12 protein-coding genes, 1 tRNA gene and 1 pseudogene are annotated in these 16,760 nt (G+C 69.9%); 3 read left to right on the top strand and 11 right to left on the bottom strand.

What is annotated here, in order from left to right; translation table 11 throughout:
* Both ACFQ27_RS05070 and ACFQ27_RS05075 read right to left on the bottom strand, forming a co-directional pair.
* A pseudogene (locus ACFQ27_RS05070) lies at positions 1–490 on the bottom strand (lipopolysaccharide biosynthesis protein); the annotation flags it as partial.
* 10 nt (positions 491–500) lie between these two features.
* Complete coding sequence (locus tag ACFQ27_RS05075) at positions 501–2,042, bottom strand: exopolysaccharide biosynthesis polyprenyl glycosylphosphotransferase (RefSeq protein WP_377352842.1); 1,542 nt, start codon at positions 2,040–2,042, stop codon at positions 501–503.
* A 122-nt stretch (positions 2,043–2,164) separates the two neighbouring features.
* On the opposite strand from ACFQ27_RS05075, the gene ACFQ27_RS05080 reads away from it, so the two are divergent.
* A tRNA-Ser gene (locus ACFQ27_RS05080) sits at positions 2,165–2,254 on the top strand.
* A 38-nt stretch (positions 2,255–2,292) separates the two neighbouring features.
* Here the strand turns inward: ACFQ27_RS05080 and ACFQ27_RS05085 are convergent.
* On the bottom strand, positions 2,293–3,258 hold the full coding sequence (locus ACFQ27_RS05085; protein WP_377352843.1) for an aldo/keto reductase: 966 nt from the start codon (positions 3,256–3,258) through the stop codon (positions 2,293–2,295).
* Between the two features lie 242 nt (positions 3,259–3,500).
* A complete protein-coding gene (locus ACFQ27_RS05090) occupies positions 3,501–3,995 on the bottom strand; it encodes a MarR family winged helix-turn-helix transcriptional regulator (RefSeq protein WP_377352845.1) in 495 nt (164 codons plus the stop codon).
* Between the two features lie 44 nt (positions 3,996–4,039).
* Here ACFQ27_RS05090 and ACFQ27_RS05095 point away from each other — a divergent pair, with 44 nt between their 5' ends.
* On the top strand, positions 4,040–5,305 hold the full coding sequence (locus ACFQ27_RS05095; RefSeq protein ID WP_377352846.1) for a glycosyltransferase: 1,266 nt from the start codon (positions 4,040–4,042) through the stop codon (positions 5,303–5,305).
* Here ACFQ27_RS05095 and ACFQ27_RS05100 read toward each other — a convergent pair.
* Both ACFQ27_RS05100 and ACFQ27_RS05105 read right to left on the bottom strand, forming a co-directional pair.
* A complete protein-coding gene (locus ACFQ27_RS05100) occupies positions 5,302–7,617 on the bottom strand; it encodes a hypothetical protein (protein ID WP_377352847.1) in 2,316 nt (771 codons plus the stop codon). The genes ACFQ27_RS05095 and ACFQ27_RS05100 overlap by 4 nt on opposite strands.
* A gap of 85 nt (positions 7,618–7,702) precedes the next feature.
* Positions 7,703–8,488, bottom strand: a complete 786-nt coding sequence (locus tag ACFQ27_RS05105; protein ID WP_377352848.1) for a DUF2189 domain-containing protein — start codon at positions 8,486–8,488, stop codon at positions 7,703–7,705.
* A 153-nt stretch (positions 8,489–8,641) separates the two neighbouring features.
* On the opposite strand from ACFQ27_RS05105, the gene ACFQ27_RS05110 reads away from it, so the two are divergent.
* Positions 8,642–11,806: a glycoside hydrolase family 2 TIM barrel-domain containing protein gene (locus tag ACFQ27_RS05110; protein ID WP_377352849.1), complete on the top strand. Its 3,165-nt coding sequence runs from the start codon at positions 8,642–8,644 to the stop codon at positions 11,804–11,806.
* 3 nt (positions 11,807–11,809) lie between these two features.
* On the opposite strand, the gene ACFQ27_RS05115 is transcribed toward ACFQ27_RS05110, so the two are convergent.
* The 5 genes from ACFQ27_RS05115 to ACFQ27_RS05135 form a co-directional block, all read right to left on the bottom strand.
* Positions 11,810–13,429: a peptide ABC transporter substrate-binding protein gene (locus ACFQ27_RS05115; RefSeq protein ID WP_377352850.1), complete on the bottom strand. Its 1,620-nt coding sequence runs from the start codon at positions 13,427–13,429 to the stop codon at positions 11,810–11,812.
* Positions 13,430–13,573: 144 nt separating this feature from the next.
* On the bottom strand, positions 13,574–13,795 hold the full coding sequence (locus ACFQ27_RS05120; protein WP_374347826.1) for a con-10 family general stress protein: 222 nt from the start codon (positions 13,793–13,795) through the stop codon (positions 13,574–13,576).
* A 152-nt stretch (positions 13,796–13,947) separates the two neighbouring features.
* Positions 13,948–15,291 carry an ATP-binding protein gene (locus ACFQ27_RS05125; protein ID WP_377352851.1) on the bottom strand — a complete coding sequence of 448 codons (1,344 nt, stop codon included), beginning with the start codon at positions 15,289–15,291 and terminating at the stop codon, positions 13,948–13,950.
* Positions 15,288–16,031, bottom strand: a complete 744-nt coding sequence (locus tag ACFQ27_RS05130; protein WP_374347822.1) for a response regulator — start codon at positions 16,029–16,031, stop codon at positions 15,288–15,290. Before ACFQ27_RS05130 ends, ACFQ27_RS05125 begins: the two co-directional genes overlap by 4 nt.
* A 57-nt stretch (positions 16,032–16,088) precedes the next feature.
* Positions 16,089–16,757, bottom strand: coding sequence for an MBL fold metallo-hydrolase (locus tag ACFQ27_RS05135; protein ID WP_377352852.1), 669 nt, complete (start codon positions 16,755–16,757; stop codon positions 16,089–16,091).
* Positions 16,758–16,760 lie beyond the last annotated feature (3 nt).

Below are 16,760 nucleotides of genomic sequence, written 5' to 3' on the forward strand. Positions count from 1 at the left end.
GGCCCAGCAGAGCCAGAAGGGCGCCCAGGGCGAAGCCGCCCAGGGTCTGGCCCATGTCGAGCATCACCGCCCCACGCACCTCGCCGGCGGCGCGGCGGCGCTCCTGGGCCAGCTTGACGAAGGATCGGGGCGCGACGGCCAACAGGCCCTCCAGCACCGCGTGGCGCAGGTCGGCCGACATCGGCCAAAGCCAGGCCACGGCGGCCGCGTGCGGCAGGGCCAGCAGCAACAGGCCCCAGGCGCGATAGATGGCGGCGCTGTGGTCGCCCTGGTCGCCACGCTCGGCGGCGCCGGCCCAGAAGCGGGCCATGGCCGCCTCGTTCCAGACGAAGACGGCGGTGTGCACGAGGCTCATCACCGAGAAGCCGATGGCGTAGGCCCCGAACTGGGCCGGCGTCAGCAGCCGGGTGAAGGTGACGATGGTGAGCAGGCCCACCACCCCTTGCACCAGGTTGGCGGGGAGGTAGCCGACGACGCCGCGCCAGAACATCGGGCGGCCTCTAGCGCACGTTCTCGCTGTCCCCGAGGAGACAGGGGATGGTCATGATGATGATGTAGAGGTCGAGCCAGAAGGACTGGCGCTCGATGTACTCCACGTCCAGAGCTACGCGGCGGCGCACGAGCTCTGGCGTGTCCACCGGCCCGCGCGAGCCATGGATGGCGGCCCAGCCGGTCATGCCGGGCTTCATGCGATGGCGATGGGCGTATTCGTGCACCAGGCGGGCGCTCTCCACCTCGCCGGTCATCAGGCCGACCGGGTGCGGGCGCGGACCGACCAGGGACATCTCGCCGCGCAGGACGTTGAAGATCTGCGGCAGCTCGTCCAGCGAGGTCTTGCGGATGAAGCGGCCGATCCGGGTGACGCGGTCATCATCGGCCGCCACCTGGCGCACGCCGCCGGTCTGGGGCGGGGCGGCGCGCATGGAGCGGAACTTCCAGACGACGATCTCTTCGTTGTTGAAGCCGTGGCGGCGCTGGCGGAACAGGGCCGGGCCGGGGCTGTCCAGGCGGATCAGCACGGCGATGATGGCCATGACCGGGGCGGCGACCAGCAGGGCGATGGAGCCGATCGCCAGGTCCTGCAGGCGCTTGACCAGGGCGCGGCCGGCGTCGGTGGGCGGGCCAGAGACCCGGGCCAGGGGCACGTTGGCGATGCGGCTGATGGCGGCGGCTTCCTGGTCCGGCGCTTCGCCGTCCAGGAGCAGGGTGATCTCGTTGGGCAGGACGCGCAGGCGCTCGACCAGCTGGCTGACCCGGCGCTGGGCCTTGGCCGGGACGGTGATCACCACCCGGTCCACATAGGGCATGACTTTATGGTTCATCAGGGCTTCGGTGCCGCCCAGGACGGGGACGCCGCACAGGGCCTTGGGCGCACGGCCCGCCCGGTCGTCGAAGACGCCCAGGATATTGACGTCGCGGCTGCGCAGGCTGGCGGCGATCAGCCGTTCGGCCGCGCCGGTCGCGCCCACCACCACGACGTTGGGGGTCAGGCGGCCATTGGCCCGCCAGCGGCGGACGCTAAGCGACCAGACCGCGTGCAGGACATATAGGCCGACAAAGGCGGCGAGGCCGCCGGTGGCCAGGATGTTCAGGATCGGTGCGGTGGGCGCGACCAGGGCCAGGAGGAGGCCAGCGCCGGCCAGGCCGACGCCCGCGGCGAGCGTCAGGCGGGCCAGCTGGAAGGCCAGGCCCTGGCGCGGGCCGAACTGGTAGGCCTTGGACTGGGACAGGGCCAGCAGCACTGGCAGGGTCAGGATCAGGGCCTCGGTCAGGCTGGCGCCGCCGAGCGCCATGGCCACGGCGCCGGCGCAGGCCAGTATCACCGCGTCGCCGGCCTGGAACATCCAGGCGATCAGATGGCCGGGCAGGCGGGCGCGGGTGGGCACCAGGTTGGCCGGGCGCAACGGCCCGCGGCGATCCTGCTGGGCGGGCTGTTCGGCGGGCGGCAGAGACTCAAGTGGAACCTCGGACGGGCGCGCGACGGCCTCGAGCGTCGGCGGATCGACGTCATTGGCGGGCTTCTGCTGGGCGAGTGCGGGCATGAAACGTCTTACGGTCCAAGGGTTTGGAGCCGTCATTTTGCCGCAGGGGTCTGATCGTCAGGTTAACGGTCGCAGAGCCGATTGCCACAGGCCTCCGAAACGGCTATCCGTCCCCGCCCTGAGGTGACGTGGCCGAGTGGCTGAAGGCAACGGTTTGCTAAATCGTCATACGTGAAAGCGTATCGAGGGTTCGAATCCCTCCGTCACCGCCAGGGTTCTCCTGACATTCCAATGAAACGCCGGCCGCCGCCTAGGCGAGGCCAAGCGTGTCGATCTCCCCCATTTCCTCGGCCGAGTAGGGGCCGTCGGCCTCGGCCTTGAGGCCCATGGCCAGTTCGGCGCGGTTCTTCACGCCCAGCACCAGGGTGTCGTAGTTGGGCAGGGACAGGGCGTAGCGGTGGGCGACATAGGCCGGGTCCGCACCCCAGCGCTGGCACAGGGCGCGGAACGGTGCGGCGCGCTCATAGTCCAGCCGGTCGGGATTGTTCGCGGAAAGCTCGCGGTCGACGGCGGCCGTCAGGGCGCCGGCCTGCACAGCGCGGATGCCCATGACGCCGAGGCCCGCGGCCTTGGCGGCGGCGGCCACCTCGCGCGGGCGGGCAGGCTCGGCGTAGCGCTTCAGGGCGCCGGGGCTGTCCATCAGGTTGGCGATCACCTGCACCACCGCCGGCTTGGTCTCATGGGCGATGGCGTCCAGCACCGCGCTCGGCACCCCGATGCCGGTGATCCCCCAGTGGGCGATCTTGCCCTTGGCCTGCAGGGCCTGCATGGCCGGGATCACCTCGGCGGCATAGGTCGTCCAGTCGGTGGAGAACTGCGCTTTGGCGCTGTCGCCAAAGGCGTAGGTGAAGCCGTCACGGTGGATATTGGAGTGCAGGAAGAACAGGTCGATGCGCTCCAGCCGCATGGCCGCAAGGCTCGCGTCCACCGAGGCCTCCAGCGCCGCCGCTGCGGCGCCGGGCGCGGGCGTGCCCAGCTGGTGCTTGGTGGTGAACTTCACGCCCTGGGGCGGGCGGCCGGCGAAGGCCTCGCCGACGAAGCGCTCGGCGTTGCGGTACATGGGGGCGCAGTCGATCACTGTGATCCCGGCGTCCACTGCGGCATGGACGGTGGCGCGGGCTTCCTCCGCCGTGGTCTCACCCCAGATCTGGCCGATCCCGCCGCCCAGGCACAGGCGGCTGACGTCGCCGAGCTTCCCAAGTGTGGCCGTGCGCATGCGTGTGTCTCCCCGTTGGAACGAGGCTAGCATGGTTCCGGTGTCTGCCGAGGGGGGAGGTCCGGCTCGCGGGGCGGCTTTCTGCCCCCGCGAGCCTGAGGCGGTGAACCTCTGCGCCGGCTGGGCGCGAGACCGGTGTCATAGGCGCTGAGATCGTGGCGTTGGAATGGCCGTTTCACCCGGATCGGGCGCGGGCGGCGGCCCGGCGGCTCAATCCGGGTGGGGCAGGGTTAGCGATGGGTCTATCCGGCGGGGTGAGGCGGGCTGTTGAACAGTTTCGCCAGCAGGGCCTGCAACTCGCCCAGTTCATCCGGCGAGAGCGCCTGGAACATGCCGCCCACGGCCGCGTAGTCGTCCGGATCCCGGCTGGCCCAGAAGGCCGCGCAGGTGGGGCTCTGTGCCAGGCGCTGGATGCGTCGGTCGGCCGGATCACGGCGGGTTTCCAGGAGACCTTTGCGCTCGAGGGCCGCGGCGAGCTGCTTGATGTTCTGGTAGCTTGTCTGCAGGGCGGCGGCGGCCTCGCTGAGGGACGGGGCCCCGCCCGGCCCGATGGTGGTCAGAAGGGCGGCCTGCTGGGTGGTGACGCCCGCGTCCTCCAGGGCGCGGTCCATCGCGGCCCGCTGCCGCCGCGCCAGGGCCTGGATCAGCCGAAAACATACGGCGGCGCTCAGGTGCGGGCCGGCCCGCCCCTCCATCCCGGCGTCGAACCCGAGCCTTGCATTGACGTCCTCTGACATAAAGAGAATATATTATGTAACTCGCGCGCGCTCAAGGACCCCGCATGATCTGCCTTCTGCCCCACGCGGCCTATCTGTCCGAGACCTCGCGGATGATCGCCATCTACAAGGCGCTGGCGGCGCGGGGCGCCTCCGTGGTGATGGCCACGCACGGCGGGCTGTTCGAAGGCCTTATCGCCAGCGAGGGCATTCCCTATGAGCGCCTGTCGCCGACCATGGACGAGGCGCGCTGCCGGCGGTTCATCGCCGAGAACGTCGGGGTGGGGGCCAACCTGGACGGTCCTTATAGCGAAGCCGAGCTGGAGGCGCTTTCGGCTTCACAGGCCGATTTCTTCCGCAGACGGGGCGTGCGCGCGGTGGTCACGGGGTTCGAGATCTCGGCCCTCCTGTCGGCGCGCCTTGCGGGCGTCCCGCTGATCACCGAGCACGCTGGAGCCTTTGTCGCGCCGGTCTTCGAGCGGCGTCTGGCGCCGGCGCCCTCGATCCCGCCGCCGCCTTTGCGGCGGTTGCCCGCGCCGCTGATCCGGCTGTTGATGAACACCGGTGCGCATCGCCGGGACCTGTGGGCGCGGGCCCTGGACCGCACGGCCCGGCGGCTGGGGGTGGAGGGCGTGCCGTCCCTGCCGGCCCTGTTGATGGGAGACCTGACCCTGGTCACCGAGACACCGGAGGTGCTGGGCATCCCGCAGGGCGAGCTGCACGCCTGGCGGCCCCGCCACCCGCGCGCCTACCGCCAGACTCCAACCCTTCGCTATGTCGGGCCGATGTTCGCCGAGCTTGACCTGCCGGTTCCGGCGCGGGTGGAGGCCTTCCTGGCGGCCCCGGGCCCCGTGGCCTATGTGGCCCTGACCTCAACACCGGCGGAGACGGTGCGGCGGGCGGCCCTGCGGGTGGCGGAGGCGGGCGTCCGGGTGCTGGTCGCGGGCTCTGGAACTGCGCTGCCGGGGCTGGAGCGGGACGGGGTGATGGTGGAAGGCGTGCTGCCCAGTCACAAGATCATGCCGCGGGTCGCCTTCGCCGTGACCGCGGGCGGGCAGGGGAGCGTCCAGTGCGCGATGGCGGCCGGGACGCCGCTGATCGCCGCGCCCTTGCATTGGGAGCAGGACTTCAATGTCGACCGGGTCGCCCGGCTGGGGGCCGCCCTGATGGTCCCCATGCGCGAGGCCGGCGGACCCGTGATGACCCGCGCGGCCCGCAAAGTGCTGCGGCGTCCGACCTACCGGCGCGCGGCCGGCCGCATCGCCGCCCTCTACCGCGACGGGAACGGCCCGGCCAACGCCGCCCAGGCCATCCTCGACTACCTTGCCTAGCCCGCAGGCCTCAGCCTCGGGTAGGGCATCTTCTCGCCCATGAGGTTGGTGCTCTTACAGGACGGATCGGCGTCCAGGCTCCCCTCGGCGATGTCGGGATCGAGGTTCCGGTCCATGGTCTGGTGGTTCTGCCAGTCGCAGTAGGTCGGGTACTTGATGGCGTTCATCGGGTAGACCAGACCATAGTGGGCGTCCTGGTCCTTCTTGATCGCGCCGCCGACCGTCTCCCAATCGATTTCGGCGATGAGGCCGACGCGCAGGGTCTGGATGATGAGCTCGCCGCGCTGGCTCTTGTAGTAGTCCAGAGCCCCTCGGATCGCGTCCTCGCGGGTGGCCGCGCCAGAATAGTAGTAGGCGTGGGAGCGCAGCTGGCTCTTCGTCGGCTGGGTGCCGACGGCGACCGCGAACCAGCCGAAGCCCAACTCAAGCGGCGGGCTGCCGCAGCCGGCGTTCTCTTCCGTCATGCACTGAAGCCAGACGCCGTACCAGGGATAGACGTCCCGGCCGATGCTGATGGCTTCGGCCTTGGACTGGGCGATGACCCAGCGCTCGTCGCCGATGAAGGCTTCGGGGCTGAAGGTGTAGAGCTGGGCCGGCTTGAGATCCTCGTAGCCCTTGGGCGGCGCGAGCCTCGCGCTTGAGCTATTCCTGGCTGCCGAGGGCGCTGCGGGCGGTGTCGGACGCAAGGGGGTGGGCGCAGCAGGCGTTGCGGCCGCCGTCACTGCGGGGCGGGCAGGCGGCGGCGCCAGGAGGTGGCCATAGTCGGCCATGAGCTTGTCCGCGCGCCCCCGCGCGGCCACCGCGATGGGGTGGTCCGGCGCATAGACCTGGGCCGCGAGCTCCGCCATGTGCTTGGCCCGTCTCAGATAGGCCGCATCGATATCGGCGGCCGCCGCGCCCGCGTCCTGGGCGATCAGGGTGGAGAGCTCCAGGTTGAGCCGCTCCTGATCAGGCTCGGCGCCCGGCTTCTGGCGGGACACCTCCAGGGCCCGTCCCCGCGCATCGCGCGCCAGCTCCGGCTTGTTCAGGGCGCTCAGATAGTCGCCCTTGTACTTCCAAAGCCAGCCCAGGAGGACATCATCCGCCGGGACCTGACCCTGAAGCTTCGGGATCCAGGTGTTGACGAGGGCGAGCCCGCGTTCGGCGGCGTCGGGAGGCTGAGGAGCTGCAGAGTAGATCCCGGCCAGCGCCTTGAGGGCGCGCCTGGTCAGGGAGAAGGCTGCGCCCTTGTCCTTGTCGTAGCACGCCAGGGCGGCGTCATCCCACGCGACCGCGCGGCGCCAAGCCTGGCGTTTTTCCGCGAGATTCCCGAGCGCGGCCAAGGACGCGCAGGTGGTGTCCCAGCTTTTCTGTCCGTTCAGCTCGTAGATCATCAGAGCGCGGGCGAAGTTGAGCTCCGCGGCGTCCAGGTCGCCCATGGCGGCATAGGTGCTGGCGGCTATGCGGTACTGGTCGCCGGCCAGACCCGCGACGGGCCCAAGCGTGTCCACAACGGCTTTGAGCCCGCGCTGATGTTCGGCGAGGGCTTCCGGGCGTTTGCCTGAGTCCCGCAGGCGACGGATTTCGGCCACCGAAGCGACATTCGCGGCGATCTGCGCGGCCGTGGGCGTGGTCAACGGTGCGGTGGCGGCGGGTGCGACAGGCAGGTCGGGATGGGCGAGCCTCACCTTCGCAAGGCGCTCTTGCGCCGCCTTGACCTCGTCGGAACTCTCGCCCTCGACGCCCAGGACGAACAGCAGGTGAAGCGTCGCAAAGGTCATGTAGTCGGCGTCGATGGGCTCGCCGGCCTCGGGAGCGAGGTAGTCTTCCAAGATCTCAATGGCCACCGTGAGCTGCTCGGGGCGGGCTTCCTTGCTCGCCAGGATCAAAGCCTCGCGCCGGACGGTCCACGCGCTGTCCTGGTCGTTCTGGGCGTTCAGGACCAGGACCTTTGACCGCATCAGAGAGAGGATTTCCCAGCCGTCGGCCGGGAAGAGCTTCTGAAACCTCGGCATCCAGTAGTTTATGATCTCGCCGGCCTCGAGGCGGTCCGTCGGGTCGCCTGAGGCCAGATGCACCTTGATGGCGGCGCGCAGGAGCCGGGGTAATTCGAGGTTCGCCTGGTCCGGCGCCCCATCGACGCAGGTCAGCGCCGCCCTGTAGACGGCCGGGCCTGTGGTCTTGTTGTCCGCCGCCTCATAGAGGTCCAGCCGGTCGAGGCAGGCCTGGGCGGCGGACTCGCCTTCGCCGGACCCGGCTCCCTCCTGGGCGAGGGCTACAGGCGCGGCGGCGCAGAGCGCCAGAGCCGCCAGCAGCGCCGGCAGAAGTTTCATACGCGTCCCCCCGAAGCACCCTGCCTCCGGCCGAGCATGAGCACGACCTGCGCGAGGGGCAAGGGCTCGCAAGCCCGGGCGGCGCCTAATCCTCCAGGGTGACCAGGTCTCGATAGGCGCGCCAGCTGGCCAGGCCCAGCCAGGGGAAGACCAGGATGAAGGCTGTGAAGCCGGTGGTGGCGCTGATCAGCAGCAGGGCGACCAGCAGGATGGCCCACAGGAGCAGGGGCGCGGTGTTGCGGTCCAGGGCGCGGAAGCTGGCGGCGGCGGCGCTGAAGACGTTGACGCGGGTGTCGAGCAGCATCGGCGCCGAGACCACCACCAGGGCGTAGGTGAGCAGGGCGAAGACCCCGCCGATGATCGTGCCGACCAGCAACATGGTGTGGCCGCCCTTGGTGTTCAGGGCGAAGGCGATGAAGTCGGCGGTGGTGTGCTGCAGGGAGAAGGTGTTGAGGCCGTAGACGATCTGCGCGACCCGGCCCCACAGGAGGTAGATCAGCAACAGGGCGAGGCCGAGATAGAAGGTGTCCTGGCGCACGGCCTGGCGCACCAGGACCATGTCCCGTAGACGCGGCCGCTCGCCGGCCTCGATCCGGCGGCCCGCCTCGTAGAGCCCCATGGCCAGCATCGGGGCCACGAAGACGAAGCCCAGGGTCAGGGTCAGCACCCAGAAGGCGGCGTTGAAGATGTAGAGGGCGTAGCAGATCCACGTGCTGAAGGCCGCCAGGGCCAGGCCATAGACCAGGCAGGGACCCGGCGCGCGCCAGAGATCAACCCATCCCTGGCCCAGCCAGCGGAAGGGGGCGGACAGGCCGACGCCGTTGATGTGGATGCGGCCGGCGCCGCCGGCGGCGCTCTGCGGCTGGTCCATTGGTCTTCCCCCTGGGCGTGGCGTCTTGTGCGTGCGCCTGAGCCCCGAGGTTCGGGGGCGGGGCGGCGCGCCTGCATTGACCTAGATCAAGGGTGCGCTTGCGCAAGGGGGCGAACCCCTGTTCATCCTTGGCCAAACACGCCGGGAGGAAACATGGACCTGCTGTATTCGGGCGCGACGCGGACCTGGGTCCATCCGGAGACGGTGTCCATCGGCCGGCTGCCGGCGCGCGCGACCCTGTTCCCGTTTCCGGATGCGCAGGCCGCAATGGCGGTGCGACGCGAGGCCTCGCCCTTCTACCTGTCCCTGAACGGCGACTGGCGGTTCCGGATGGTCGACCGGCCCGAAGCGATCCCGGCCGATTTCGCCGAGCCCGGCCTGGACGAAGGCGCGTGGGGATCGATCCCCGTGCCCGCCAACTGGACCCTGCACGGCCATGACCGGCCGCACTACACCAACATCCAGATGCCGTTCCCGGACGCGCCGCCCAATGTGCCGGACGAGAACCCGACCGGGCTCTATCGCACCCGCGTGACGATCCCCACCGACTGGGACGGGCGGCGGATCGTGCTGCAGGTGGGCGGGGCCGAGAGCGTGCTCTACGCCTGGGTCAATGGCCAGCCGGTGGGGATGGGCAAGGACAGCCGCCTGCCGCAGGACTTCGACATCACCCCTTATGTGTCCGCTGGCCAGGAGGCGGTGATCGCCCTGGCGGTGGTGAAGTGGTCGGACGCCACCTTCGTCGAGGATCAGGACCAGTGGTGGATGGGCGGCCTGCACCGGGAGGTCTGCCTCTATTCCACGGCGCCCACCCACATCGCCGACGTCTTCGCCCTGGCCTCCCTGAAGGACGACTTCGCGACCGGGACCCTGAAGACCACCGTCAGCCTGGGCTTCCCGGGCGAGCCGCAGAACGGCTGGGAGGCCGAGGTCCAGCTGTTCGACGCCGCCGGCCAGCCGGTGCTGGCCCAGCCCCTGGCCGCGCCGGTGAAGGCCTCGCCGGTCGGCTACAATCCCTATCGCGGGCCGCTGGGCGTTGTGGCGCTGGAGGCGGAGATCCCCGGCGTCGCGCCCTGGTCGTCGGAGACGCCGGACCTCTACACCCTGGTCGTCACCCTGAAGTCGCCGGAGGGCGCGGTGGTGGAGGCGACCGGCTGCCGCGTGGGCTTCCGGCGGGTGGAGCTGGGCGACCGCGAACTGCTGATCAACGGCAAGCCGGTGATGATCAAGGGCATGAACCGGCATGAGCACCACCCGGTGCGCGGCAAGGTCGTCACCCGCGAAGACATGCTGGCCGACATCGCCTTGATGAAGCAATTCAACGTCAATGCGGTGAGAACCTCACACTATCCCAACGCGCCGGACTGGTACGACCTGTGCGACGAGCACGGCCTCTACCTGGTTGATGAGACCAATCTTGAGACCCACGCCTTCCTGCACACCATCTGCCGGGACCCGCGCTATGCGGCCCAGTTCGTGGAACGCGGCCTGCGCATGGTCGAGCGGGACAAGAACCACCCCAGCGTCATCATCTGGTCTCTGGGCAATGAGAGCGGCTATGGGCCCAATCATGACGCCATGGCCGGCTGGATCCGGCACTTCGACCCGTCGCGGCCGCTGCACTATGAGGGCGCGATCTGGGGCTGGGACTTCGAGGGCGACCAGACCCGGCTGATCCGGGGCACGGTCTCGGCGCCTGAGAACCGGATGCGGGGCATGCGGGCCAGCGACCTGATCTGTCCCATGTATCCGGAGATCGACGCCCTGGTGCGCTGGGCGCAGGCCAACGACCCCACGGATCGGCGGCCGATGATCCTGTGCGAGTACTCGCACGCCATGGGCAATTCCAACGGCAGCCTGGGGGACTATTGGGACGCCTTCGAGGGCCATCACGGCCTGCAGGGCGGCTTCATCTGGGAATGGTGCGACCACGGCCTGGCCCAGGTGGATGACCAAGGCCGCACCTGGTTCGCCTATGGCGGCGACTTCGGCGATACGCCCAACGACCTGAACTTCTGTTGCGACGGCATTGTCAGCGCCGACCGCATCCCGCATCCGGGCCTTTGGGAGTTCAAGAAGCTGGCGCAGCCGGTGGCGGTGCGTTGGGCGGGCGAGGGCAGGGTGGAGATCCGCAACAAGCGTGACTTCACGAGCCTGGCGGACCTGGCCGGCGCCTGGGTGCTGGAGGTGGACGGACAGCCCGTGGCCAGCGGGACGCTGCCCGCCCTGGATATCGCGCCTGGCGGGGTGGCGGTGTTCGACCTGGATCTGGGGGCAAGGACCCTGGAGCCCGGCCAGGCGGCCTTTGTCCGCGTCCAGTTCTCCCGGATCACGGCGTCGGCGACCTGTCCGGCCGGGCACGAGGTCGCCTGGGAGCAACTGCCGCTGGACCTGCCGGTGCAGGCGACGGCGGCGCCAGCGGTGCGGTCGGGGGCGGCCCTCACCGTGTCGGATCAGGCCGGCCGGGTCACGGTCACGGGCCAGGGCTTTGAGGTCGAGTTCGATCGGGCGGCGGGGCGACTGTCGCGGCTGAGCGTGGGCAATCACACCATCCTCACCGCTGGGCCGCGCCTGCAGGTCTGGCGCGGGGCCACCGACAATGACGGCATCAAGGGCTGGAGCGGCCAGGAGGCCAAGCCCCTGGGGCGCTGGCTGGCGGCGGGGCTCAACGACCTGGCCTTCGGCGACCCCGGCCTGGAGGTGGCCGAGGAGGACGGCGGGGTGGTGGTCCGCCTGCGCCAGGCCGCGGCCTGCGCGGCGGTGTCCGAGGCTGTGATCCACACCCACGACTATCACATCCACCCCGATGGCCGGATCGTGGTGTCGAACGCCTTCCATGTGCATGAGGCGCTGGACGACCTGCCGCGCCTGGGCGTGACCATGACCCTGCCTGATGGGTTCGAGGCTCTGGAGTGGTTCGGCAAGGGGCCGCTGGAAAACTATGTCGACCGCGATCGCGCCGCCTGGATCGGCCGGTTCAGCGGCACGGTGAGCGGCCAGTATGTCGACTACGTCCTGCCGCAGGAGCACGGCAACAAGACCGGCCTGCGCTGGATGGAGCTGGCCTCGCGGGAGGCGACGGTGCGCTTCACCATCGATGGCGCCTGCGAGGGCTCCGCCAGCCGGTTCGCGGCCGAGGACCTGTTCGCCGCCCGCCACACCACCGACCTCGTTCCCCGTCGCGAGGTGCTGGTCAATCTGGACGTCCGCCAGCGTGGCCTGGGCACGGCTAGCTGCGGGCCGGACACGCTGCCGCGCTACCGGATCGGCGGGGGCGACCACGCGCTAGGCTTCACCATCAGCGTGGAGCCGCGCTGAGACTTACTTCCTGACGCACATCCAGCGGGCGCGGTGGAAGTTCTCCACATTGTCCACGAAGCCGGTGATGCGCGGGGAGACCAGGTTGCGGCTGACCAGGTAGTAGAGCGGGATCATGGCTTCGTCGTTCAGCATCAGCTGTTCGGCCTCGGCCAGGATCTCGCCGCGCCGGACCGGATCGGGCTCGCGGTCGGCGGCGTCGAGCAGGGCGTCGTAGCTCGGGTTGCGATAGTCGCCATAGTTCTGAGCGCCCGTGTCCGAGCGCATCAGGCCCAGGAAGGTCGTCGGATCGTTGAAGTCGGCGTACCAGCTCATCACCCCCAACTCGAAGTCGCGGTTGCGATAGGCCGCAAAGGCGATCTGGCCCTCGTTCTGAACCAGCTTGGCCTTGACCCCGATGCTCGCCCAGTCGGCCTGGATCGCCTGGGAGATCAGCACGGTGTCGGGGGAGTTGGAGATCTTGAGCTCGATCTCCAGCGGGTTCTCAGGGCCGTAGCCGGCCTGGGCCAGCAGGCGCTTGGCCTCGGCCTGGCGCTGGGCCAGGGGCTCCTTGGCCCAGTAGAGCTGGGCGCCGCCCTGGGGATAGTTGGCGACGCCGGGGGGCACGAAGGCGTAGGCCGGGGCCTGGCCGGCGCGCAGGAGCTTGCTGGTCAGGAACTCGCGGTCCACGCCCATGGACAGGGCGCGGCGCACCCGGACATCGCGGAAGGCGGCGACGTCGCGGGTGTTGAAGGAGAAATAGGCCGTGGCCAGGATCGTATGGGTGCGCGGCACGCCCGGCATGGTGGCCCGCAGCCGGGCGATGCGGTTGGACTGGAATGAGGTGTTGAGGTCGAGCTCGCCGCGCTTGACCCGCCGTTCGGCCATCACCGCATCCGGCGTCGGATAGTAGTTGATCCGGTCGATGCAGACGTTCTTGGCGTCGAAGAAGCGCGGGTTCTTCTGGACCTGGATGTAGTCGCCCAGCCGCCAGGTGACGAGGGAGTAGGGGCCGTTGCCGACGAAGCGCCCCGGCTGGACCCAGTCGTCACCCCACTTTTCCACCACGTGCCGGGGCACGGGGAAGAAGCTCTGGTGCTTGGCGATCTCGGGCAGGTAGGGCGCCGGGTGCTCGAGCTTGAGCACCAGGGTCTGAGGATCGGGCGCGCTGACGCCCAGGCTCTCAGGCGGGGCCTTGCCCTCGTTCACCGCCTGGCCGTTCTGAAGGATGTAGAGCAGGTAGGCGTAGATCGAGGCGGTCTTGGGATCGAGGATCCGGCGATAGGCGTAGACGAAGTCGTCGGAGGTGACCGGAACCCCGTCGGACCAGTCCGCCTTGCGCAGGTGAAAGGTCCAGGTCAGGCCATCGGGGCTCGTCTCCCAATGCGTGGCCATGGCGGGGGCCGGACTGGCGTCCGGCGCGTCGGTGGTCAGGCCGACGATCAGGTCGGCGATGATTGTCGCCTCGTCGATCAGGTTGGACTTCTGGGGATCTAGGGTCGCGGCCTCGGTGTTGTTGCCGTACTCGACGCAGACCTGGCCGTTGGGGCAGGGCGCGCGGGTGACCTTGGGCTGGCAGGCGCCCAACAGGCCCGCCAGCGCGAGCAGGGCCAGGACACGGGCGGAACGGGATACGCGAACCAAGAGCGGCCTCCGACGGAGCAGGTCCAAGACCTCGCATTCCTTCGCCGGGATGGCCAGGGGGCGTCGCGCTTCAGCCGTACAGACGCTTCAAAGCGCCCCCCGGCCGGGCCGGGAGGCGCCTGCGAGCCAGCAGCCGAGACGGGTCTAGCGCTCGCGCGTCGGGGCGGTGGGGTTGCGGCCGCCGCCGCGGGACGACTCACCGCCCTTGCGGCCGGCGGTGGCGGCGAGGTCGCGGTCCTTGGCGAAGCTGCGCTTTTCACCGGGCACGCTGGCGCCGCCCTTGCGCGCGATCTCGCGGCGGCGCTCGGGGTTCATCGCCGCAAACCCACGTCGAGACTTTGGTTTGGCGTTGGGGTCGAGATCCATCGGCTACTCCTGAAGTCGGTTGCTCAGGTCCAAACCCCTCAGACGCCGGAGGGTTGCCGAAAAATCGTACAAGCCTCGCCGTGCTCGTCAGAAGCGAGCCCTCGGGGCTGGAAAAGCCAGTGGTGAGGCTTGTTTCGGGAAACGATGTTCGCTCAGAGCGGCAGGCGGACCCGCGCCAGGAGGCCGCCCTCGGAGCGGGTGGTCAGCTGCACGTCGCCGCCATGGCTGCGCGCCACCGACCGCACCACGGCCAGGCCCAGGCCAATGCCTCCGGTCTGGCGGCTGCGGGAGGGTTCGCGGCGATAGAAGGGTTCGAACACCCGCTCACGCTCGTCCTCGGGGATGCCGGGACCGTGGTCGACGATCTCCACCACCGCGAAGCCGTCCGCCTCATAGACCCGGGCGCGGGCCTGGTCGCCGAACTTCACCGCGTTTTCCAGCAGGTTGGCGAACAGCCGGCGCAGGGACACAGGGTCGCCATGCAGCACCACCTTGGCGCCCAGCTCGGCCTGGGCGTCCGCCCCGGTCTCGGCCAGCTCGTCGCAGAGGCTCTCGATCAGCGAGGACAGCTCCAGCCGGGTGCGCTCGCCGACCTGGGTGGCGTCACGGACGAAGGTCAGGGCCGCGGAGATCATCTCCTCCATCTGGTCCAGGTCGCTGGCCATCTTGGCGCGCAGGTCGTCAGGGGCGTTCTCGATGCGGAATCGCAGGCGGGTCAGGGGCGTACGCAGGTCGTGGGCGATGGCCCCGACCATGGCCGTACGGTCCTCGACATAGCGGCGCAGGCGCTCCTGCATCTCGTTGAAGGCGCGGGCGGCCACGTCGATCTCGGTGGTGCCCTTCAGGTCCAGGGGCAGGGGGGCGGCGCGGGGATCGCGGCCCAGGCGGTCGGCGGCCTCGGCGAACTGCTGCAGGGGCCGGGAGATGCGCCGGGCGTAGACATAGGCGGCCGGCGCCATGGCCAGGGTGGACAAGACGAACCACAGCACCATGCGCTGCTGCCAGGGCTCCAGGCCGAAGCCTTCGGGCCGCACGATCTTCCAGCCGCCGTCGGCCTGGCGCACGCCGAGCGAGAAGGGCGCGACCAGGAAGTGCTCCTCGCCGCCCTCGCGGGCCATGCGGTCGCGCAGGATGCGGAACACCCGGCGGTCGGAGAACGGGCTGCGGTCGCCGCCGATCACGATGGCGTCCGGCGAGACGCCCAGGTCCTTGGCGAGTTCGGCGCGGATCACGCCGCTCATGCGGCCGTCCGGGGCGGCGGGCGGCGGCTCCCGCGACATCCGGACCACCAGGGGCCGGCGTTCAGTAAAGGTCGGCGGGGCGCCGCGCAGGGCCTGGACCAGTTCGCCCAGGCGGTAGAAGTCCGGGATCGGCGGGGGCAGGGCGAAGATCAGGATGACGCTGATCAGCTGGGCCGCGGCCAGGCTGGCGCCGACCAGCATCAGCAGGCGGCCGAACAGCGAATTGGTCGCCTTGAAGCGGCGCGCCAGTCTCACGCGCGCCGGACCTTGGCGGTGAACATATAGCCCTCGTTGCGGACGGTGCGGATCAGGTCCTGGCCCACCGCGCCGTCGTCGAGCTTGCGGCGCAGGCGCGAGATCTGGACGTCGATCGCCCGGTCGAAGGCGTCGGAGGCCGGACCGCGGGCGTAGTCCAGCAGCTGGTCGCGGGTCAGCACCCGTTGCGGCCGCTCCACGAAGGCGCGCAACAGGGAGAACTCGCCGGAGGACAGGTTCACCACCACGCCGTCAGGAGAGCGCAATTCGCGCCGCATCAGGTCCAGCCGCCAGCCGGCGAACTCGCAGCCGGCCCCGCCGCCACTGGTCACGCCACGCAGTTCGGCCCGGCGCAGAACGGCCCGAACGCGGGCCAGCAGTTCGCGCGGATTGCAGGGCTTTGGCAGGTAGTCGTCGGCGCCCAGCTCCAGCCCGACAATGCGATCGGTGTCCTCGCCCATGGCCGACAGCATGATGATCGGCGGGCCCTCAGGACCGGCCAGGCGGCGGCAGATGGCCAGGCCGTCCTCGCCCGGCAGCATGACGTCCAGCACCACCAGGTCCACAGGCCCGCGCGACAGGGCGACGTCCATCTCGCGGGAATCGCCGGCGGTCTCGACCTGGTAGCCGTGCTTGCCCAGGAAGTCGGAGACGACGTCGCGGATGCCCGGATCGTCGTCGACCATCAGGATGCGCGGGGCGGGAGCGTTGGGATCGGCCACAGTTTCCATCCCCGGCATCTTAGGGGCGCGCGTGTCACGCGGATTTCACGCCTGAAAAGCTTCGTCGCCGGACGATCAGGCGTCCGACAGGGCGTCGTCCGACACGAAGGGATTGGTCTGCCGCTCGCGCCCGAAGGTCGACATCGGGCCGTGGCCGGGGACGAAAGCGACGTCATCGCCGAGCGGCCAGAGCTTGTCAGTGATCGAAGAGATCAGGTCGCGATAGTTGCCCTTCGGGAAGTCGGTGCGGCCGATGGAGCCCTGGAACAGCACGTCGCCCACCTGAGCGAAGCGGGCCTCGGGATGGTAGAAGATCACATGGCCGGGCGTGTGGCCGGGGCAATGGATGACCTGGAACCGGGTCTCGCCCAGGGTGACCTCGTCGCCGTCCTCGAGCCAGCGGTCGGGGGTGAAATGCTTGGCTTCGGGCATGCCCCAGCGGGCGCCGGAGGTCTCCATCTCGTCGATCCAGAAGGCGTCGTCCTTGTGCGGGCCTTCGACCACCGCGCCGGTGGCGGCCTTCAGCGCCGCCGTGCCGCCGGCATGGTCCAGGTGGCCGTGGGTGATCCAGATCTTCTCCAGGGTCAGGCCGTGCTGGGCCAGGGCCGCCATCAGGCGATCGACCTCGCCGCCGGGATCGATGATGGCGGCCTTCTTGGTCTTGTCGCACCAGACGATGGTGCAGTTCTGGGCCAGCGGGGTCACCGGCGCGATCAGGGCTTTGATGGGCGGGCTCTCAGACATGGC

The organism is Phenylobacterium conjunctum, assembly GCF_042679085.1.
Classification (GTDB): domain Bacteria; phylum Pseudomonadota; class Alphaproteobacteria; order Caulobacterales; family Caulobacteraceae; genus Phenylobacterium; species Phenylobacterium conjunctum.